Annotated in this window: 18 protein-coding genes; 10 read left to right on the top strand and 8 right to left on the bottom strand. The window is 30.2% G+C overall.

What is annotated here, in order from left to right; all coding sequences use genetic code 11:
- The first annotated feature begins 8 nt into the window (after positions 1–8).
- From MHM83_RS16265 to rfbB, 8 genes are all read left to right on the top strand, one after another.
- On the top strand, positions 9–1,076 hold the full coding sequence (locus tag MHM83_RS16265; RefSeq protein WP_370641990.1) for an EpsG family protein: 1,068 nt from the start codon (positions 9–11) through the stop codon (positions 1,074–1,076).
- Between the two features lie 5 nt (positions 1,077–1,081).
- Positions 1,082–2,044 carry a glycosyltransferase family 2 protein gene (locus tag MHM83_RS11845; protein ID WP_239179994.1) on the top strand — a complete coding sequence of 321 codons (963 nt, stop codon included), beginning with the start codon at positions 1,082–1,084 and terminating at the stop codon, positions 2,042–2,044.
- 44 nt (positions 2,045–2,088) lie between these two features.
- On the top strand, positions 2,089–2,937 hold the full coding sequence (locus tag MHM83_RS11850) for a glycosyltransferase (RefSeq protein ID WP_239179996.1): 849 nt from the start codon (positions 2,089–2,091) through the stop codon (positions 2,935–2,937).
- 174 nt (positions 2,938–3,111) lie between these two features.
- Positions 3,112–4,044 (top strand): sugar transferase, encoded by a 933-nt coding sequence (locus MHM83_RS11855; RefSeq protein WP_159615348.1) that lies wholly within the window; start codon positions 3,112–3,114, stop codon positions 4,042–4,044.
- Between the two features lie 39 nt (positions 4,045–4,083).
- Entirely contained in the window at positions 4,084–5,091 is a 1,008-nt protein-coding gene (gene galE / locus MHM83_RS11860) for a UDP-glucose 4-epimerase GalE (RefSeq protein WP_159615350.1), read from the top strand.
- 76 nt (positions 5,092–5,167) lie between these two features.
- Positions 5,168–6,046, top strand: a complete 879-nt coding sequence (gene rfbA, locus MHM83_RS11865; RefSeq protein WP_239179998.1) for a glucose-1-phosphate thymidylyltransferase RfbA — start codon at positions 5,168–5,170, stop codon at positions 6,044–6,046.
- Positions 6,046–6,600 carry a dTDP-4-dehydrorhamnose 3,5-epimerase gene (rfbC, locus tag MHM83_RS11870; RefSeq protein WP_047790237.1) on the top strand — a complete coding sequence of 185 codons (555 nt, stop codon included), beginning with the start codon at positions 6,046–6,048 and terminating at the stop codon, positions 6,598–6,600. Before rfbA ends, rfbC begins: the two co-directional genes overlap by 1 nt.
- A 28-nt stretch (positions 6,601–6,628) precedes the next feature.
- Positions 6,629–7,675: a dTDP-glucose 4,6-dehydratase gene (gene rfbB / locus MHM83_RS11875; RefSeq protein ID WP_047790236.1), complete on the top strand. Its 1,047-nt coding sequence runs from the start codon at positions 6,629–6,631 to the stop codon at positions 7,673–7,675.
- A gap of 57 nt (positions 7,676–7,732) precedes the next feature.
- On the opposite strand, the gene MHM83_RS11880 is transcribed toward rfbB, so the two are convergent.
- The 5 genes from MHM83_RS11880 to porV form a co-directional block, all read right to left on the bottom strand.
- Positions 7,733–9,562 (bottom strand): amino acid ABC transporter substrate-binding protein, encoded by a 1,830-nt coding sequence (locus MHM83_RS11880; RefSeq protein ID WP_159615354.1) that lies wholly within the window; start codon positions 9,560–9,562, stop codon positions 7,733–7,735.
- Between the two features lie 30 nt (positions 9,563–9,592).
- The gene (guaA, locus tag MHM83_RS11885) at positions 9,593–11,128 is read right to left on the bottom strand and encodes a glutamine-hydrolyzing GMP synthase (protein ID WP_159615356.1); all 1,536 of its coding nucleotides are present in this window, start codon (positions 11,126–11,128) and stop codon (positions 9,593–9,595) included.
- Between the two features lie 71 nt (positions 11,129–11,199).
- Complete coding sequence (locus tag MHM83_RS11890) at positions 11,200–12,264, bottom strand: 3-oxoacyl-ACP synthase III family protein (RefSeq protein WP_159615358.1); 1,065 nt, start codon at positions 12,262–12,264, stop codon at positions 11,200–11,202.
- Between the two features lie 175 nt (positions 12,265–12,439).
- Positions 12,440–12,922, bottom strand: a complete 483-nt coding sequence (cdd, locus tag MHM83_RS11895) for a cytidine deaminase (RefSeq protein ID WP_047790233.1) — start codon at positions 12,920–12,922, stop codon at positions 12,440–12,442.
- A gap of 81 nt (positions 12,923–13,003) precedes the next feature.
- Positions 13,004–14,098: a type IX secretion system outer membrane channel protein PorV gene (gene porV / locus MHM83_RS11900; protein WP_239180000.1), complete on the bottom strand. Its 1,095-nt coding sequence runs from the start codon at positions 14,096–14,098 to the stop codon at positions 13,004–13,006.
- A 376-nt stretch (positions 14,099–14,474) separates the two neighbouring features.
- Between porV and gldJ the strand changes: the two genes are divergently transcribed.
- Together gldJ and MHM83_RS11910 are read left to right on the top strand one after the other, a co-directional pair.
- Complete coding sequence (gene gldJ, locus MHM83_RS11905) at positions 14,475–16,175, top strand: gliding motility lipoprotein GldJ (RefSeq protein ID WP_047790231.1); 1,701 nt, start codon at positions 14,475–14,477, stop codon at positions 16,173–16,175.
- 63 nt (positions 16,176–16,238) lie between these two features.
- Positions 16,239–17,492 carry a UDP-N-acetylmuramoyl-tripeptide--D-alanyl-D-alanine ligase gene (locus MHM83_RS11910; RefSeq protein ID WP_239180002.1) on the top strand — a complete coding sequence of 418 codons (1,254 nt, stop codon included), beginning with the start codon at positions 16,239–16,241 and terminating at the stop codon, positions 17,490–17,492.
- On the opposite strand, the gene MHM83_RS11915 is transcribed toward MHM83_RS11910, so the two are convergent.
- The 3 genes from MHM83_RS11915 to ccsA form a co-directional block, all read right to left on the bottom strand.
- Positions 17,489–18,340, bottom strand: coding sequence for an N-acetylglucosamine kinase (locus tag MHM83_RS11915; RefSeq protein WP_159615364.1), 852 nt, complete (start codon positions 18,338–18,340; stop codon positions 17,489–17,491). The two genes, MHM83_RS11910 and MHM83_RS11915, sit on opposite strands and share 4 nt — an antisense overlap.
- A gap of 71 nt (positions 18,341–18,411) precedes the next feature.
- A complete protein-coding gene (locus tag MHM83_RS11920; protein WP_047790228.1) occupies positions 18,412–18,927 on the bottom strand; it encodes a hypothetical protein in 516 nt (171 codons plus the stop codon).
- Positions 18,928–18,988: 61 nt separating this feature from the next.
- Positions 18,989–22,135: a cytochrome c biogenesis protein CcsA gene (ccsA, locus tag MHM83_RS11925; RefSeq protein ID WP_239180004.1), complete on the bottom strand. Its 3,147-nt coding sequence runs from the start codon at positions 22,133–22,135 to the stop codon at positions 18,989–18,991.
- Positions 22,136–22,171 lie beyond the last annotated feature (36 nt).

Consider the following 22,171-nt stretch of genomic DNA (forward strand, 5'->3'; position numbering starts at 1 on the left):
ATTTTAAGATGCTACCATATTTACTTTTATTAATAATAACAACTTTTTTATGTTTTCTAGGTGCTTTGTATGAGGAAACAGAAACGGATTCATGTTATAGAAATAATACAAAAATTATATTATTTATTATAGTATTAATACTAACAATTTTTGCTGGTTTTAGGTTTGAAGTAGGAGTTGACTATAATAATTATGTAAGTATTTTTAAAAAAAATAGATGGACAAGCACTAACGAGCCAGGGTTTATGTTAATAGTGAACTTTTTTAGTTACATTAAAGCAAAGCCTCAACTAATTTTTTTGTTTTTAGCACTGATAATGCAACTACTAGTTTACAGAATAATTTTAAAATTTAGTGTTAATCCTTGGTTGTCCATTTTAATTTACCTTACTATAGCTCCTTTTTATTTGGCAAGTTTTAATGGTGTTAGACAATTTTTAGCAATAGCACTGTTCATTAATTTGATAGATCTAATAAGAAATAAAAAACTTTTACTTTTTTTAATATGCATAGGTTTAGGTGTTTTTTTCTTCCATTTATCTTTATTTATTATTATTCCAGTATATTTTATTCTACAAATAAACTTTACTTTAAAAAAACGATTATTAGTTACTTTACTAGTAATTGTAGGAAGTTTCTTTATTAATTACTTAATTAGTTTATCCCCTTATGGGCAATACTTAAATTTTACCAAAACAACCCCAATAAGTGTAGGAACTTATATTTTTTTCTTAATGTCAATATCATTAATTCTTTTTGAAAAAAAAATTAGCGAATTTAAATACAAGAAAGTATACTTGAATATCAATTTTTTGTCTTTTTTAACATTGCTTTTAGTTTTTCTTCAAGACAAAGGGATAATGATTCAAATGTTTATGAGGTTAAATAGTTATTTTTTCTTCGTGTATATACTCTTAATACCAGTTTTAGTATCACAATTTAAGAAACAAATTATTAGAGTTAGTTTAATAGTTTTGTTATCAATAGTACTATTGAGCTATTATCTTAGAACGATTTTAATAAAGGGAGAAGAATACAAGTTAATACCTTACAAGTTAAATTTTGAATTATTTTAAAAAACATGATGATTAAAGAAGAGTTAGTTTCTGTGATAATACCGACCTATAAACGTCCTATAAAATTAAAAAGGGCTATAACTAGTGTTTTAAACCAAACATATAAGAATATTCAGGTTATAATAGTAGATGATAATAATGAAGGAGATGAATATAGAAAAGAAACTATTGTTTTGATGGAAAACTTTAGAAATAATAAAAAAGTAATTTATTTAAAACATAAAACAAATAAAAATGGTTCTGCAGCTCGAAATACTGGGATAAATTACTCTAAAGCTAAATATATAGCTTTTTTAGATGATGATGATTTATTTGAACCAGATAAAATAAAGAAACAAGTTAATTATCTTTTAAAGCACTCTAAGAAAGATGCAGTTGTGTGTTTAGCGAAAAAATCTTTTAGAGGATGTACTTATAAGAAAAATATAATCACTGGCGATTTTAATTTTTTATCTCGGTTTTTATCTGGAGAAATTGATTTTGGGGCAGGTTCTACTTTATTAATAAAGAAAGAAGTTTTACTTAACTTAAACGGTTTTGACGAAAGCTTTAAAAGACATCAAGATTGGGAGTTGTTGGTTAGGTTTTTTCGACAATATGAATTAGGGGTATTACAAGAATATTTAACAGAGATTACAGTTGATGGTCATAGGAATTATCCTAATGCAGAGGGTTTTGAAAAAACAAAGAGAAGGTTTATAAAAACTTTTGAGAATGATATGATGAGTTTAGGGAAAAATAAATTCAATAAAATATATCAAAACCATTTCAAAGAAATGATTTTATATTATTTTATAGAAGGTAATAAAGAGAAAGTAAAACAACTATCAAAAGAATTAGAACAATATAAAGGAAGTATTAACTTGGCTTTCAAAATTAAGTGTAACTGGTTGTTTTTAGAAAAAAGAATAAAGTACCTTTATTCTTTAAAATATTATTTATTGTCGATAGTTAATTACGTTGTTTAACAAAACAATTAAGGATCTTTAAAACAAAAAAATACGTATATAAAATGAAATTCTCAGTACTATTATCGGTATACATAAAGGAAAAGCCTGAATTTCTAAAAGCAGCGTTGAATAGTATATATTTAGAACAAACACTTAAGCCTAATGAAATAGTTTTAGTTAAAGATGGACCATTAACCAAAGAATTAGATGATGTTATTGATAAATTTAAGCAGGGTCTTAAAGGTATTCTTAAAATTATTGTTTTGGAAAAAAATATGGGACTGGGTTATGCTTTAAATGAAGGAATAAAAGAATGTAGCTATGAATTAATTGCTAGGATGGATACTGATGATATCGCAACGCCAGATAGATTTGAAAAACAGATTTCTTTTTTTAAAAGTAATCCAGATGTAGATGTTTTAGGAGGAATGATAGAGGAGTTTGAAGAGGTTCCAGGAGATTTAAATCAGTTTAGAATGTTACCCTTTGAACATGATAAAATTTTAAGTTTTGCAAAGTTTAGAAACCCTATTAATCATCCGACAGTGGTTTACAAAAAAACAAGAATATTAGAAGTAGGAGCTTATACTAGTGATATTCTTTTTTGGGAAGATTATTTGCTTTGGGTGAAATTATTAAAGAATGGGTGTGTTTTTCATAATTTAGAAGATGCTTTACTTAATTTTAGAGTACAAACAGGGAATCAAATGATAAAAAAAAGAAGAGGAATAAAGTATGCCGTTAATGAAGTAAAGTTTGCAACATTTTCTAGAAAAATTGGGTTCTTTAATAATTATGATTTTATAAAATATATTTCTCTGAAACCACCAGGAAGATTACTCCCATCAGTAATTGTTTCTATAATTTACAATACTATTTTTAGAAAAAAAAGTAGTATTAAGAAAAAATAATATGGTAATAAATTAGCTTTGTTCAAAGTTGAAAACGAGAAAAGAGTCTTTATATAGCTTAGAAGCTAAAAATTCTTAAAAAATTCTTAATATTGCGTTGTGAACTGAAAAGGTGATTACATATTAGAGATTTAATACTTCTCTTCTTAGGCGTTCACTTTTTAAGATGAAATAATGATAAAAAGAAAAAAGGAAAAATGTCTGTTTGTTAACGTTAGCAAGTCGCTAGATAAATTATTATCTAGTAGTAAAATTGCGGATAAATATGAAATTGTTTTTTATAAAGAGTTAGAGCCATCTAAAATAACATTCACAAACTATATAAAAGAGAACTATATAAAAGTTGTAGTTTTCGAAAGTTCTCAGTTAAATGAACTATCAAAAAAACAAGTTAATGAATTAATTAAGTTAAGATTGTCAGGTGTTGAAATTCACGATTCTGAAGACTTTTATGAATGTATCAATAAAAGAGTACCAATTATAAAAACACAGGACAATCAATATTTTTCTGACGAGATTTTTAGTTTAAGACGTAAACGTAGATTATTATTCTTTAAAAGAGGATTTGATATTTTATTTTTCCTAATTCTTTTTCCTATTGCGTTACCATTAACAATAATTGGTTGTTTTTTTACCAAGCTTACTTCAAGAGGAACGATGTTTTACTCTCAAATAAGAGTAGGTAGAGGAGGGAAGCCTTTTAAAATTTATAAAATACGAACCATGAAGACAAACAATGGAGGGTATACGGTGGCTAACGATAATAGAATTACTCCAGTGGGTAAATTTTTACGATTCTCTAAAATAGATGAGTTACCTCAGTTATATAATATTTTAAAAGGTGACATGAGTTTGATAGGACCAAGACCAGAACAACCAAAATATGTAGAGGAGTATAGTCAAGAAAATCCATTTTTTAATTTAAGGCATATGATACGACCTGGTGTTTCTGGTTGGGCACAAATACACTTACCTAAAGCAACTCCTGAAGAAAGTCTTAAAAAATTGGAATATGATTTGTTTTATATTAAAAGGTATTCTTGGAAATTAGATGTTAAAATTTTATTAAAGACTATAAAGATTGTTTTCACAATGAATAGTCATTAAATAGTTTCTAAAAAGTAGTTATAACATCAAGATTAAGAAATGAAAAAAATACTAGTAACAGGCGGTTTAGGCTTTATAGGATCTCATGTCGTAGTAGAGTTACAAAACTCAGGTTTTGAGGTAGTGATTATCGATGATTTATCTAATTCTAAAATAGATGTATTAGAACAAATTACTAAAATATCCAATATCAAACCAGACTTTTATCAGATAGACTTACGAGATAAAAAAGCAGTACGTAGCTTTTTTAATGATGGTACAATTGATGGAGTAATACATTTTGCTGCTTTTAAGGCTGTAGGAGAAAGTGTTCAAAAGCCATTGGATTATTACGAGAATAATATCAACGCTTTAGTTTATCTGTTACAAGAAATGAAAAATAGGAATATTGATCATTTTATTTTTAGCTCATCATGTACGGTTTATGGACAAGCAGACGAGTTACCTATTACAGAAGACGCTCCAGTAAAGATTGCTGAATCTCCTTATGGTTATACTAAGCAAATAGGAGAAGAAATTATTAAAGATAGTTGTAAGGCTTATGATATGAACGCTATAGCTTTACGATATTTTAATCCTATAGGAGCTCATGAATCTATAAAAATAGGAGAGTTACCATTAGGTATTCCACAAAATTTAATTCCATTTATCACGCAAACGGCTGCTGGTATTCGAGAAGAACTAGCTGTTTTTGGAGACGATTACCCAACATCAGATGGAACTGCTATTCGTGATTATATTCATGTTGTAGATTTAGCAAGAGCTCATGTAAAAGCATTACAGCGTTTGTTGAATAAAGAAAATGAAGAAAATTTTGAGTTTTTTAATGTGGGAACTGGCAAAGGAAGTTCTGTGATGGAGATTATAAAAACTTTTGAAAAAGTTACTCAACAATCGTTGAATTACAAAATAGTAGGAAGAAGAGAAGGAGATATCACAGCAGCTTATGCAGATACAACTAAAGCGAATGAAGTTTTAGGATGGAAGCCTCAAGAAACATTAGAAGAGGCTTTACTATCCGCCTGGAAATGGCAGCAAAAACAGTAATAATTTAGAATTCAAAGCTCAGGTTTTCCTGAGCTTTATTTTTTCTATAAATTAGCGTACTTTAAACGTTTAATAAATGAAGGGTATTATATTAGCAGGAGGTTCGGGAACACGATTATATCCAATTACTAAAGGAGTATCAAAGCAGTTACTTCCGGTATATGATAAACCGATGATTTTTTATCCATTATCAGTATTGATGTTAGCTGGTATTCGAGAAATATTAATTATCTCTACACCAGATGATCTTCCAAGTTTTCAAAAATTATTAGGAGATGGTAATGATTTAGGAATACACTTAAGTTATGCAGTACAACCTTCACCAGATGGATTAGCACAAGCTTTTATAATAGGAGAAGAATTTATAGCGAAGGATGATGTTTGTCTTATTTTAGGAGATAATATTTTTTATGGTCATGGATTACCTGAAATGTTACAATCTGCAATTGATAATATAAAAGAAAAAAATAAAGCCACTGTTTTTGGATACAATGTAAAAGATCCTCAACGTTACGGAGTAGTAGATTTTGATGTTAATGGAAATGCTGTTTCTATTATTGAAAAACCTGAGATTCCTAAATCTAATTATGCGGTAGTTGGTTTGTATTTTTATCCAAATGATGTAATTCAAGTAGCCAAAAATGTAAAACCATCAGAAAGAGGAGAGTTGGAAATTACTTCTGTAAACCAGTATTATTTAGAAAACGAACAACTAAAAGTTGAATTGATGGGACGTGGTTTTGCTTGGTTAGATACCGGGACGCATGATTCTTTATTAGAAGCAAGTCAATTTATTGAAACCATTGAAAAACGTCAAGGTTTAAAAGTAGCATGTATAGAAGAAATAGCGCTCTATATGGGGTATATTAATAAGGAACAAGTCAGAAATTTAGCAGGACCTTTGAAAAAAAACAGCTACGGACAATATTTATTAAACTTAGCAAAAGAGAAATAATGATTTTTACGAAGACCAAAATTCCTGAAGTTGTTGTTATTGAACCAAAAATTTTTGGAGATCAAAGAGGGTATTTTTTTGAATCTTTCAATCAAAAAGAATTTAAAGAAAATATAGGAAATGTAAATTTTGTTCAAGACAATGAGTCGAAATCGACTTATGGAGTTCTACGCGGATTACATTTTCAAAAGCCACCTTTTGCTCAAGCGAAGCTAGTACGATGTATTCAAGGAAAAGTATTAGATGTAGTTGTGGATGTTCGAAAAGATTCACCTACCTATAGTAAGCACATCACCTTAGAATTATCTGAAGAAAATAAAAAACAACTATTTATACCGAGAGGGTTTGCACACGGATTTGTAACCTTATCCAAAGAAGCTGTTTTTGCATACAAAGTAGATAATTGGTATGCCCCTGAATATGACTCAGGAATTATTTGGAATGATACTACATTGAATATTGATTGGAGAATTGATACTGAAGACATAATACTTTCTTCAAAAGACCAACAACTTTCTACTTTTACAGAGTTAAAAACTCCGTTTATTTATTAGTAACTTTGAGTTTATATACTAAACTTTCATGAGGAATATATTAATTACAGGAGGAGCTGGCTTTATAGGCTCTCATGTGGTAAGATTGTTTGTAAATAAATACCCAAACAAACACATAGTAAATTTAGATGCGTTAACATACGCAGGAAATCTAGAAAATTTAAAAGACATTGAGCATCAACCGAACTACACCTTTGTAAAAGGAGATATTTGCGATGAAGATTTATTGAAAAAATTGTTTTCTAGCTATTCAATTGATGGAATTATTCATTTAGCAGCTGAATCGCATGTAGATCGCTCTATTACAGATCCTTTGTCGTTTGTTAAAACAAATGTTTATGGAACCTTAAATTTATTAGAAGTAGCAAAAAATAGTTGGAAAGACAATTTCAAAGGAAAATTGTTTTATCATATTTCTACGGATGAGGTTTATGGAAGCTTAGGAAATGATGGTTTTTTTACTGAAAAAACTTCGTATAATCCCCAATCACCATATTCAGCATCCAAAGCTTCATCAGATCATTTTGTAAGAGCATACAAAAATACCTATGGTTTGCCAATCGTAATTTCTAACTGTTCAAATAATTACGGATCATATCAGTTTCCTGAGAAATTAATTCCGTTATTCATTAATAATATTTGTAATAACAAATCTTTACCAGTGTACGGTAAAGGAGAAAATGTAAGAGATTGGTTATATGTGGAAGATCATGCGAAAGCAATAGATGTTATTTTTCATAAAGGGATAATTGGAGATACGTATAATATTGGAGGGCTTAATGAATGGAAAAATATTGATTTAATTAAAGTTCTAATAAAAGTAGTAGATAAGTTTCTTGGAAGAGATGAAGGAGCGTCAGAAAAACTTATCACTCACGTTAAAGATAGAGCAGGTCATGATTTTCGTTATGCAATAGACGCATCAAAGCTTAAGAATGAGCTAGGATGGAAACCTTCTTTACAATTTGAAGAAGGAATAGAAAAAACAGTTAAATGGTATTTGAAAAATAAAGATTGGGTTAAGAATGTCACAAGTGGAGAGTACCAAAAATATTACAAAGAAATGTATGGGTAATACAAAAGCCAAAACTTTTTAGTTTTGGCTTTTGTATTATAAAATTTAGATTAGATTTTATCTAAGTCTACTTAAACTTAAATCTTCATTGTATTTAACAATAAATAAACCTTGATTTCCACTGCTACCAAACATCTTTTTATGGTAGTCAAATTTATTTTCAACACGTAAAGAAACACCTTTTTTAAAGGTGTCTGTAAGTTCATTTCCTGAAGCCAAACGCATTAAAACATCATATGTTATATCAAAACCTTTAATAGCATAGTCTGAAGGAATAGTGTTGTTTTTTTGTAAATATTTATTGTTAAAATCTTTAGTTTCTATGGCATTTTCGTCTGAATAAGTATTAGAAACATAAGTGAAATTTATACTAGCAAGTTTATTATTATCAATCTTATCGTAAGCATTGCCTTTACTAATAGCAAATACCTGAACTTTAGTTTCGTCAGGTAAGCTAATCATACTATTTAGAGCATCAGCAACTACTACATTGTCGTCAGAAGCAATTATAACCCAGTTATGTCTTTTAGAAGACATCTTACTTGTAAAACGCGTTCTCTTTATATAGCCTTTTTCAGGCTTTAAGATATGTATATTATTAATACTATCATGTTTTTTCAGTTCAGATATAATTATAGAAACTTTTGAATTTGTGTCTTTCTTTTCGTCACTGACAATAAATATTTCTTGATCTTTATAACTATCTTTTAAATAAGATGCTAAGTATATCTGATAGCTGTTTTTTTCAGGAGCTGTCTTAATTAACTTAGGTGAAGAAAATTTATCTTGTTTATTAGAGTAGTGTGGAAAAACGACTTTAGAGTTTACATTACGAGCAATAACTTCTGCTTTATCAGAATAAAAAGGACCAATAATTACATCTGTATTTTCTAATTTTTTATTTTCAAGAATTGTGGTTACATTCTTTCCTCTATTTCCTGTATCAAAAACGTTAACATTTACTTTAACTCCTTGTCTTTTTATAGAATCAATAGCAATTTCTGCTCCCATATAGAAGTCAGTTACCATATTAGTTAAAGGGTTGTCATCAAAAATATCTTTATTTGATTTTTCACTATATTCATCAGCCTTGAAAGGAAGTAAAATAGCAAGATTAATAGATGTGTTAACTTGAATAGAATCTTTGTAAAAAGAATAGTTTTCTCTTTTACTAACCTCTTCAATAGGTTTTATTTTTAATAATTGACCTACTGATAATTTATTGTCAGCCAAATCTGGATATTCTGGGTTCAAGAGTAGTAAGTCCTCTTTAGATACATTGTAAAAACGAGTTAAACTATACATAGTTTCTTTACTCTTAACAGTATGCGTTAAGAATTTTTCTAAAACTTCATTTTTATTAATAGTAACTGTTTTTTCTAAAGCCTTAACCTTTAATATCTGACCAATACTTAAATTATTACTTTGAATATTGGTGTACTCAGGGTTAAATTTAATTAAATCCTCTTTTGTTATACCATATTGTTTTGTAATACGATACACAGTTTCTCCCTTTTGAACTTCGTGAGTTTCATACTCAACAACTGTTTGTTGAAAAACAGTATCATCTTCTTCAGTTTCAATAGCCGTACCTTTGTTATTATTAGTATCGGTAGTATTTACCTCTTCTTCAGCTGAGGTAGTAGACGAAGAAGTACTCTTTTTAATTTTAGGGTTTGGTATTACAATTACTGTGTTAGCTTCAGGACGTCTTCCGACATCAGGGTTTAAACGTAATAAATCTTTCGTTTTTATGTCTAAACGATCCGCAATGTCTCGCATCGTTTCACCTTCTTGAATTTTGTAGGATACATAACGTTTTTGCTGGCCACAAGAAACGGCAAAAGTTAAAACACAAACTAATAGTAAAAACTGTAATTTCTTCATCTACTCTTTTTTTATATTAATGGTGGATTTTTATTCCCACTCAATTGTTGCTGGTGGTTTAGAGCTAATGTCATATACAACTCTGTTTACACCTTTTACATTATTAATTATTTTATTTGATGTTTTTTGTAAAAACTCATAAGGTAAATTTACCCAGTCAGCAGTCATACCATCAGTGCTTTCTACAGCTCGTAAAGCTACCACTTTTTCGTAGGTTCTTTCATCTCCCATAACCCCAACAGAATTTATGGGTAATAAAATAGCACCAGCTTGCCATACTTTATCATACAACCCACTTTCTTTTAATCCGTTGATGAATACAGCATCTACTTCTTGTAAAATACGAACCTTTTCAGCTGTAATATCTCCTAAGATTCTAATAGCTAAACCAGGCCCAGGAAAAGGGTGACGACCTAATAATTCTTTATCAATTCCCATAGAAGCACCAACCCTACGTACTTCATCTTTAAAAATCATACGTAAAGGCTCAACAACTTTCAATTTCATGAAATCAGGTAAACCACCTACATTATGATGACTTTTAATAGTAGCTGAAGGACCTCCATTAACTGAAACTGATTCAATTACATCGGGATAAATTGTTCCCTGTGCTAACCATTTGGCATCTTCTATTTGGTGTGCTTCATCATCAAAAACATCAATAAAAACCTTACCAATAGCTTTACGTTTTGCTTCTGGGTCACTTAATCCAGCTAGTTCGTCCAAAAAACGTGCCGAAGCATCGACCCCTTTAACGTTTAATCCCATACCTTCGTATTGTTTTAATACGTCGGTGAACTCATTTTTACGTAACAATCCGTTGTTTACGAAAATACAGTGCAAATTACTTCCAATTGCTTTGTGTAATAAAACTGCAGCTACGGTAGAATCTACTCCTCCAGATAAACCTAAAACAACTTTGTCATTACCAATCTTAGCTTTTAATTCAGCTACAGTTTCGTCAACAAAAGAATCTGGTGTCCATGTTTGAGCTACCCCAGCTATATTAACTAAAAAGTTTTGTAATAATTGTTTACCATCTGTAGAATGATATACTTCTGGATGAAATTGGATAGCATAAGTAGTCTCTCCATCAATTTTGTATGCTGCATTTTGTACATCATGAGTACTTGCTAATAATGTTCCTCCAGTAGGTAACTCTTTAATTGTGTCTGAATGACTCATCCAAACTTGACTTCCTTCAGAAATATCTTTAAAGAACTCTTCTCCTTCTTTAATAAAAGATAAGTTAGCTCTACCATACTCACGAGTATTAGAAGGAGCTACTAAACCACCAGAAAAATGAGCTAAATATTGTGCGCCATAGCACACTGCTAATAATGGTTTCTTACCTCTGATTTCAGACAAATCTGGATGAGGAGCCTCTTCTGAACGAACTGAAGATGGGCTTCCTGAAAGGATTACAGCTTTAAAATCGTTTAAGTTTTGTGGTATTTTGTTGTAAGGGTGAATTTCACAATAAATATTTAATTCTCTTACACGGCGCGCAATTAACTGTGTGTATTGCGATCCGAAATCTAATATAAGTACGTTGTGTTGTTGCATGCGCAAAAATAGCACTTACATTTTATATTTGCGAGAATATTTAGTAAGAAATTAAAGAGTTTTTTAAACTATTAAATCTTGTAAACTATAGCATTAATATTCATACCAGCACCTACTGATGCTAAAATAATAACATCTCCTTTTTTTACTTCTTGGTTTTCAATATTTCCTTTTAAAACTAAATCAAGTAGGGTAGGTACGGTTGCTACTGAACTATTTCCCAATTTATGAATGCTCATTGGCATCACACCTTCAGGAATTGGTTTTTTGTACAAACGATAAAAACGTTTAATAATAGCTTCATCCATTTTTTCATTGGCCTGATGGATGAATATTTTTTTTACATCATCAATAGCTACACCACTTTTATCTAAAGCAGTTTGCATAGCTTTTGGAACATTGGTTAAGGCAAATTCATAAATTTTTCGTCCATGCATCTTAATGTAGCGTACGTCTTTGTCTTTGTTTTTATCGTTTGAATTTCCAAAAAATAAAAAGTAGGCTTCATCTTTAGTAAAGGTTTGTGAAGCATGGCTTAAAATTCCACTATCATTTTTATCAGTAGCTTCTATGATACAGGCACCAGCACCATCACTATAAATCATAGAGTCACGGTCATTCATGTCAACAACCCTTGATAAAGTCTCACCACCAATAACTAAACATTTTGTAGCAATTCCTGCTTTTATAAACGCTTGTGCTTGAATGACACCTTCAACCCAACCAGGACAACCAAATAAAATATCGTAGGCAACACAGTTAGGTTTTTTTATTTGTAACAAATGTTTTACACGAGTAGCTAAACTTGGAAGAATGTCACTTTGAATGGCATTCTTTTTAACATCACCAAAATTATGAGCAAAAATAATATAATCTAATTCTTCTTGATTAATTTTAGCATCTTTAATAGCTTTTTGCGCAGCAAAAAAACCTAAATCTGAAGCTTTATATTCATCTTTAGCGTAACGACGTTCTTCAATGCCAGTAATGGATTTGAATTTTTCAATAATTATAGGGTTAGGGTTGTCAAAAGATGTTCCATCGGCATTTAAAAATGAATGATTATTAAAGTTAGCATTTTCCTTTTTGATAGATGGGATAAATGAACCTGTTCCTGTAATTACTGATTTCTTCATTGAAATAAATGATTTTTTTAGGGTTGGTAATTACAAATAAAATATTTTTATTGATGATAACCGTTTTATTTACATTCAATTTCAAATATTTGTTATGTTTTTAAAAAAAACAAGTTAAATTGTTTTTTTTAAAATCAGAGGTGCTTTTTTTTGTGATTTTGATACTCGGTGGTTGTTACAAATATGAGCTATCAAATGAAAAAGGTAATAATGAAAGTAACGATTCCGTTTTTACTATTTGTCCAACTTCTCCTGTAAATAGTATTTCAATTGGTTGTTTTTGGTTGATTTCATATTCTGATAATGTTTGACGACAAGCTCCACAAGGACCAACAGGTTTATCTACCGTAGAGTTTTCAGAAGCAGCAGTAATGGCTATTTTTAGTACTTTCATGTTAGGGTATTCAGAGCCCGCTTTCCAAATAGCTACTCGTTCTGCGCACATACCTGAAGGATAAGCAGCGCTTTCTTGATTGTTTCCTAAAACAACTTGACCATTGTCTAGTAATACAGCAGCTCCAACATTAAATTTAGAGTAAGGAGCGTAAGCTTTTTGTCTTGCCTCAATAGCTTTTTGAATTAAAAAAGCATCTTCAGTTGATAATTGTGATATATTATCAAATACAGTTGCTTTAGTAGTTACGTCAATTTTCTTCATCGTAAATAAATTAGTCAAAAAAAGCAGTCGGTAAGACTGCTTTTGTATTCTGATACGAATTTATAAAAAAAATACCACTTTTTAATATACCTCATATAGTTCTCCTAAATCAAACGATAAAGAAAAACGCAATGTATTTTCTAACGGGTTGTTAACAGTTGCAGTATTTATTAAATAAGATAAATCTAAAGTAAAAGCTCTAGCAGTAAATCCTGTACCTAAGGTAAAGTATTGACGTTGTCCTTTTTCTTCACTCTCATGAAAATAACCAGCTCTAAGAGCAAAGGCATTGTTATACAGATATTCTGCACCTAAAGCCCATGTAGTTTCTTGCAATTCTTCACTAAAACTTCTATCTCCTAAAGATGTAAACATTCCTTCAAACCAACTTCTCTCTGAGTTAGGACTTGAAGGAACAAGTAATTTTGTAAGTTCCAAGTTAAGTCCCAAAATGTTTTTGTCATCAAAAATGAAATCAAAACCACCACCAATTTTTGCATTGGTTGGGATGAAGTTAGGAACACCAGGACTATATTCTACTTTTGGGCCAATATTAGCGATATTAAAACCTAATCGGTAACGACCATTAAAGCTTCCAAAGTTTTTTTCCTTAGATTGATAATAACCAGAAACATCAACTGCAAAAGAATTAACTGCATCTAAGTTGGAGTCATTACTTCTGATTTTATAATTAGAATGAATATACTTTAAACCTATACCCATAGAAAAATTTTCACTCAACTTTAATGAATAAATACCAGTAATAGCTAATTCATTTGGGTTTTCAATTCCATTAGAGCCGCCATTAGTATCTGTTAAATTAACTTCTCCAAGAGAAAAGTATTTTAAGTCAACACCCCAAGCAGATTTTTCACTGTACCTATTAACGTAAGAGCCTCCACCAACAAAAATATCGTCAGTTAAGTTTCTAAGCCAAGGCGTGTAATTGAGTCCTATGCTAATTTTGTTTTGATTAAATGCAGTTTTTGCAGGGTTATGAAAAATTGAATAAGCATCTGAAGAGGTAGCTACTCCAATATCTCCCATACCACCAGCACGAGCATCAGGTGTAATCAATAAGAAAGGCATTGCCGTTGTGTTTATTGATGTTTGGGCTTGCGCTTTATTTTGAAGGGTAAAGCACACAAAAAATAATACGATAGATAATTTTTTCATGTAAAATTTGATTAATTGTTTAGCAAATATATAATTTTTCTTGAGGGAGTTTATAACTAGTAACTTTTTTTAGATTTCGTATAAATAAAACTTAATGGTTTATTTATTAGTTAACTAACTAAACGAGTTTGCTTAAACAATATTATATATTGTATACGTAATAATGAAAAAAATATTTTTACGCTGTTAAAAAATAATAAACTTTAATGGTCTGTTTTTTAATCTTTTTCTTAGATTCGTAATACTAAAGTATAAAAACTGTCGTTTGTAATCTAGCATTAGATAAGGTTACTAAATGTGAATTTATAAATAAATTAGTTGTAAGAAATTAGAAATATTGTAAATTGCGACACCCTTAAAAAACAGTTAAAAATACATGAAAAGTACGTTGAAATTATTTAGTTTATTGGCGATCACTAGTTTATTAATTACTTCTTGTAAAAGTAATGGAGGTGGGTCGAGTAAATCTTCATTAACTGGTTGGAACTTTAATGACCCAAACTATGGAGGATATTTAAAGGGAGAGTATAAAGAAGGAAAAAATGTACCACCAGGAATGGTTCACATAGAAGGAGGTACTTTTACCATGGGATTAGTACAAGATGATGTTATGTTTGATTGGAATACAACTCCACAAAAAATGCATGTTCGTACTTTTTACATGGATGAAACAGAGGTAACGAATGCAGAATATGGGTTATTTATGCAGTATACTAAAGATGTTTTTCCTCCAGAAGATCCACAGTTTAAAAACATTTACCCTTCGGTATTACCAGATACTTTGGTATGGAGGAAAGGTTTAGGCAATACGAATCTTTTATCAGAGAGTTATTTAAGACACCCTTCTTATGCTGAATATCCAGTTGTAGGTGTTAGTTGGATTCAAGCAAATAAATATTGTAAGTGGCGTACCAATGCTGTTAACTTGAAAATTTTAATGGATAAAGGTGTTATAAAAAACATTTTTAAAGAAGATTCTATAAGCTTTAAAGGAGAAAATAATTTTGATACCGATACTTATTTAACAGATCCTTACGCGATATTCGACGGAGACTCTACAATTTATAAAAAGGGTATACCAGTTCCAAAGGTAAAAGGAGAACCAAAACCAGAAAAAGGAACCTTTACAGGTAGACAGGTTACATCTTCAGATGGTATTTTATCTCAAAAATTCAGACTGCCTACTGAGGTAGAATGGGAATATGCTGCAAAAGCTATTTTTGAAAACCGTGAATATAATAATATTAGAGGAAGAAAAAAATATGCTTGGAGTGGAAAGTATACTCGTGACAGAGATAAGAGAAGAAGAGGAGATCAATTAGCTAACTTTAAGCAAGGAAAAGGAGATTATAGTGGTATTGCTGGATGGAGTAGTGATGGATCAGATATTCCTAATGCAGTAAGAAGTTACCCTCCTAATGCTTTTGGACTATATGATATGTCTGGTAATGTTTCTGAATGGGTAGAAGATGTGTATAGGCCAATTATCGATTCTGAAGCAAATGACTTTAATTATTTTAGAGGTAACATTTTTACTAAAAAATTAATCAATGAAGAGGGTAAAGTTGTTATTGTGGGTGATGGTGAAGTAGAGTATGATACTTTAGAAAACGGTAGAATTGTTCCTAAAGATTTACCGGGAAGTGTTAAGTATATTCCTATTACTAAAGAAGATACTTACATGAGAAGAAATTATAACTTAGCTAACAATTCTAGTTTAGGTGATGGAGATCAGGCTTCTTCTAAGTTCTATGGATTAGATAAAGATCAATTAGATCGTACAAAAAGAATGTATAACTCTCCTCAAAAGCCAGAAGCTGAAATTGATACATTAGGTAATGTGGTTAATAATTATAAATATGATGATAAGAGAAGAACTACATTAATTAGTGATAAGTCTAGAGTATATAAAGGTGGTTCTTGGGCTGACAGAGAGTACTGGTTAGATCCAGCTCAAAGAAGATATTTCCCAGAATATATGGCAACAAACTACATAGGGTTTAGATGTGCTACAGATAAAATGGGACCAATGGTGCTAAATAAAAGAAAAACAGCTACACCAGATAGAGCTAGATAATAAAATAGTATTTTATACAACAAAACCTCATTGAATTTCAATGAGGTTTTTTATTTTTACTTTATGAAGATAGAAGAGTTATACAGTTTATATATCACACATGGTTTAGTAGATACAGATACTAGAACTATTAGAAAAAACACACTTTTTTTTGCATTAAAAGGAGAGAATTTTAATGGAAATAAGTTTGCCGAAGAGGCAATAACTAATGGAGCTAGTTACGCAATAATTGATGAAGCTGATTATAAAACTTCTGAAAAATTAATTTTGGTTGATAATGTTTTGGAAACTCTACAAAAACTTGCAAATCATCATAGAAATCAACTAGGAATTCCTGTAATTGCATTAACAGGAAGTAATGGGAAAACAACAACAAAAGAATTGATAAATTCAGTTTTATCAAAAAAATATAAAACTACAGCAACTTTAGGAAACCTTAATAATCATATTGGAGTACCATTAACTTTATTGTCAATGAATAAGAATACAGAAGTTGGCATTGTAGAAATGGGAGCAAATCATGCTAAAGAAATTGAGTTTTTATCAGAAATAGCAAACCCTGATTATGGGTATATAACAAATTTTGGAAGCGCACATTTAGAAGGTTTTGGTTCTTTAGAAGGTGTGGTAAAGGCTAAATCAGAATTATATGATTATTTGAGAGCCAAAAACAAAAAAGTTTTTGTTAACCCCAATGAAGAAAAGCAGATAGCTAAAACAAAAGATATAGAGAGTATTACCTTTGATGAAAGCATAAAGTTTTTAGAGGCTAATCCATTTGTAAAGTTGTCGTATAATAATACAGAGATATTAAGTAATTTAATAGGAGCCTATAACTTTGCTAACATATCAGCGGCGATAACTATTGGTAATTACTTTAATGTAACAACAGAATTAATAAAAGAGGCAATTGAAAGTTACGTCCCTTCTAACAATAGGTCTCAGGTAATAAATACAAAAACTAATAGAATAATTCTAGATGCTTACAATGCTAACCCTACAAGTATGAAAGCAGCCTTAGAGAGTTTTAGTAAGCTGCAAGCTAATAATAAAACAATAATTTTAGGAGATATGTTTGAACTTGGAAAATATAGTTCAAACGAACACCAGAGTATTGTAAATTTTATAAAAGAATTAAACTTAGACGAAGCTTTCCTTATAGGTGAGAATTTTTATAAAACCACGACTAAATATAAAAGGTTTAATGGGTTTTATGAGTTTGAAGAATATATAAAGAACAACCAAATTGAGAGTAGCACAATTTTAGTAAAAGGCTCTAGAGGTATGGCTTTAGAAAGAGTTGTAGCGCTTTTTTAAAAAGAATTATTTCGGTGAAAGTTAACCAAATTATCAATAGGACGTTGAATTACATTAGTAATAGATAAATTATTTTTAGAGGCGACATTGTCTAATATATCCTGAAAGTAATAAGCAATTGATCCGATAAAATAAATTGGTGTTTGACTATTTTTTTCAAAAGGAAGAATACGATACTTGAAAAACTCTTGAACCCCTTTTTTTATCATTTTTCTGACGTATTTTTCATCTCTATACTCCAGCATAAATTTAGCAAAAGAAGCTAAATACATATTTGGATATGGTTTTTTATATAGGTTTATTTTTACGGTATCAGTATCAAGTTCAAAAGAAGTTTTAAATGCTGAAGCTATTTTTTTTGGCATTTTATTATAATAAAAATCACGTAATAATTTTTTGCCAAAATAATTCCCGCTAGCTTCATCCATAATAGTGTAGCCAAGTGATGGAGCTGTAGTAATCATGTCTTTTCCATCATAATAACAGCTGTTAGAACCTGTTCCTAAGATACACACAATACCAGGATTTTTACCAGTACTAGCATAAACAGCGGCTAAGGTATCTTCAGAAACAAATACAGTTGCTTTTTTAAAGATAGATTTTAGAACATTTTGTAAACTTTTAGCAGCTTTAGGACTTCCACAACCAGCTCCATAAAAGTGGACTTGTAAAGTGTCGTTTTGTATTTTTAATAAGTTGTTAGCACTATTTATTGTGCTAAGCATTTCATCTTTTGTTAAAACAGACGGGTTTAGACCTAGAGTAGTTGTTCTAAAAACTTCCTTTTTAGTATCATCGAGAGCTATCCAATCAGCTTTAGTAGAACCACCATCGGCAATTAAAACCATTTCTTATCTTATTTACAAGCTAAATATACTACTAAAAGAGTTAAGGAAAATATCAAAAATAAGATGAAGCATTAAATTTTCTTCATTTGTTGTTTCATCATTTGCATTTGCTCTTTAAGCATGCCATGTTTATCTAGCTTTTTGGCTTCTGCCATTAAGTTTGTAGCCTCTCTTTTTCTACGTTTAGTCATTGCTATTCCAGCCAATTGTAATTTAGCCATGGCTAAGTCATGATCCATAGCTAGACCTAACTTAACAGCTTTCTTTAAAAACTTTTCGGCTTGAGTTATGTTAGTTTGAGATAGCATAATACCATGTAGGTAATTATAATACCCTTCTTGCTTTTTTGTTAATGCAGTAGATGGGTTTTTAATATACCCTAACCATTTTTGAGCTCCAGCAAAATTTTGTTTACGTAGTTGTAAGAAAGCTAAAAGAATAAACTCGTTTTTAAAATAAAATAAAATAAATAGTCCAGCAAGTAATAGTATTGATATACCGTTCATAATGTGCCCTTGTATGAACTCATATACAGACCATATAGTAATTAAGGTAGCTAAAACTAATTTTATATTTTTATTGAACATAATTGTCTCTTCTTTTTATCGGTTTGCAAAAATACATTTTTTTAACAGAAAACCTATCAACTTATTTTTTGTAATACTTTTTGTTTTTTATCCAAGCAAGAGTTCCTAAAACAGCAACAAAAGCTAAAGAATAATAAACTGATGCTGGCGTAACTACTTTATCACCACTTGCATAAGAATGTAGGCCAGATAAGTAAAAATTAACCCCCATGTAAGTCATCATAATTGATGAGATGGCTAAAATAGAAACTAAATTGAAAGTGTATCTTCCTCGTAAACCTGGTATTAAACGCATATGTAATACAAAAGAATATATCATAATAGAAACTAAAGCCCAAGTCTCTTTAGGGTCCCATCCCCAATAACGTCCCCAGCTTTCATTTGCCCACATTCCACCTAAAAAGTTACCAATCGTAAACATTACTAAACCAACAGTTAATGCCATTTCGTTTATAATAGTTAATTCTTTAATGTGTAAATCCATTTTCTTTTTGTTCTTCTTGTTGGTAAAAACGATTAAAAACAAAGCAAATACACCAAGAATCATTCCTAAGAAGAAAGGTCCGTAAGCAGCAACAATTATAGAAACGTGTACATATAGCCACCAAGAGTTTAATACTGGTTGTAAGTTAGCAATCTCAGGGTCTAACCAATTTTGGTGAGCAAAAGCTAAAATAATCGAGACTAAAAATGTTGTAGCAGCTATGGTTAATGAAGATTTTTTTCCTAGAATTAACCCAAATAACATAGTTGCTAAACCTACAAAAATAATGGACTCATAAGCATTACTCCAAGGGGCATTGCCACTAATATACCATCTAGCTGTTAATCCTAATACATGAAAAACGAAAAGGAAAATAACAATTCCTATAAGTATCTTAACTATATTGTTAACCCATGGTTTGTTATTAAAAATTTGTAAGAAAACAAAAACAATTAAAAGTAAACTTACGTATCCGTAATATTTAGAAAGTTTTACAAAAATATTTAACTTATTGTAAGCTATTTCTAAATCGATTTTGTCTTTAGAAGGAATAACTTCTGAACCAAATTTTTGTTGGAATTTCTTAATTCCATTTAAAACCTTATTGGTTTCAGTATAATCTCCCGATTTTTTTGATGCTTGTAATAACTGTAAATATACGGGTAATGACTGACGAACAAAAACAGAATCTGTTCCTTTAAAATTTGCCTGTAGTGTTTCGGGCTGCGAAACCCATTTGTTATTTTCGTCGTTAGGAATTGGATAAATACGTAATATACCACCTCCTAAAGCTTGCGATAACAACCAAACTCTTCTTTCAATCTTAATAGCATCTTGTTCAAATTTATTTTGAATCCTTTTCTTCTCAGCTTCAACAACAAGTTTGCTAATTTTTGAAGAGCCATCAGGGTTGTAAAAATCAATAAAACGAGCATATTCAGTATCTTCAGAAAGCCCTAAAATTTCTCTAATTTGTGTATTCCCTTTTTCCAGATACACAAAGGGAACGTTTAACCAAAGCATCGGACTTTCTGTAATTGAAAGTAAAATCTGGCTAGGATCCATGTCTTTAAATTTATCTACATGGGCTACTTTTCTAACTAATTCTGAAGCAAAGGTGTGGGCAGGCTTCATGCGTCCACCAGCATCTTGAATAACTAAAGAACTAAATAAATCAGCATGTTTATTATCTACTTTATTTGCGATTAAAATAGAATCAATTTGGGCTTCAGAAACTTGTTTTGGTTCATGTTGTTTATGTTGCGTATAACTAGCTAAAGAAATAAATAAAGCAATTAGAGATAGCTTGGTTTTCTTGTTTCGTATTTTAACTAATGATTGTTTTAAGTCGTAAAAACGAGTATTTTTAACAAATAAAGAAGCAGTTAAACCAAAGAACAATAAGAAATAACCAATGTACGTGACCCAAGTACCCCAAAAATCGTGATTTACAGATAAATGTGTTTGCTCGTGTTCACCGTCAATTTTATAACTTGATTGGAAAAATTTATATCCTCCGTAATCTAAAATATGATTCATAAATATTCTATAATCGAATGTTTCGTTAGGAGCAATTACAGTAACTTCACTAGCATAAGCTGCGGCACTTTCTGATCCTGGATATTTTTCTAATTGAAAATCATTTAATTTTACGCTAAAAGGGGTTTGTAACAATTTAGATCCATACCAAGCTCTAAAATTTAAATTTCCAATACTAAATTGTTGTTGATTGTCTACATTAAACTTGCCTCCATAAAACTCAACGCGTTCAGTTTCTCCATTTGTAGTTATATCAAAAATTACGGTGTCATATTTTTTATCATCTTTTTTACCCCTAACTGTTTTAATCTCTCCTTTTTCTGGAGACTTAGGGACTACAAATTGTAATCCATTTACGTTGTGAAGTGTTAATAATTGAAAATGTTGAGCACTATCTTTAACTATTAAACCTTTCTTTTGATCAGCCATTCTAAACCAATCTCCATTATTTTTAGAAATCATTTTTAAGCTACCGTCTTCATAAAAGAAGTTAATTGAAGCAGCCTCTTTATTAGGAGCTTCAAAGCCTACTAAAATATTATGAATATTTTCAATAGTTCCTCTCTTAATGTAATGCTCGTGTCTGCTTCCATCAGAACTTTCTACAAAAAATAAATGCTCTGTTCCGTTTTCGTCTAAAACCATTTTTGTTTCAGACCAAGGAATATAGTCAACTAAATTAAAAGAAACCGTATGATTTTTTCCTGCCTTTTTAGGTTGAAAGTTTTCTTCAAAACTTGCAGAGTTTTTACCCCAAGCAGATAAAAGTAATTTGTTTGCAGTAGTTTTTTGAAATTCACCATTGTCAATAATGACATTTAAGTAGGTATGCTCAGAATAAAATTGATTGGTTGTTTCTCCTTCATCGATAACCATTAAACCTTCATAACTAATATAACGAGTAATACCGGCGCCTATTAAGATTAATAGAAATGATATATGAAATAATAACACAGACCATTTTTCTTTTTTGTATAATCGGTACTTAAAAATATTTCCAAAAAAATTGATAACAAAGAACACCATAATCAACTCAAACCACCAAGTATTGTACACTAATGCTTTAGAGGTTTGGGTTCCGTAATCGTTTTCAATAAAAGTGGCAATTCCCATGGCAATGGCAAAAACAAAAAATAATACAGCCATTAAACGGGTAGAGTAGAGAATATCTAAGATTTTTTTCATCAGTAAATCTGCTAAGTATAAAACGTTGCAAATTTA

Source organism: Tenacibaculum sp. Mcav3-52 (assembly GCF_022347665.1).
GTDB lineage: Bacteria > Bacteroidota > Bacteroidia > Flavobacteriales > Flavobacteriaceae > Polaribacter > Polaribacter mesophilus.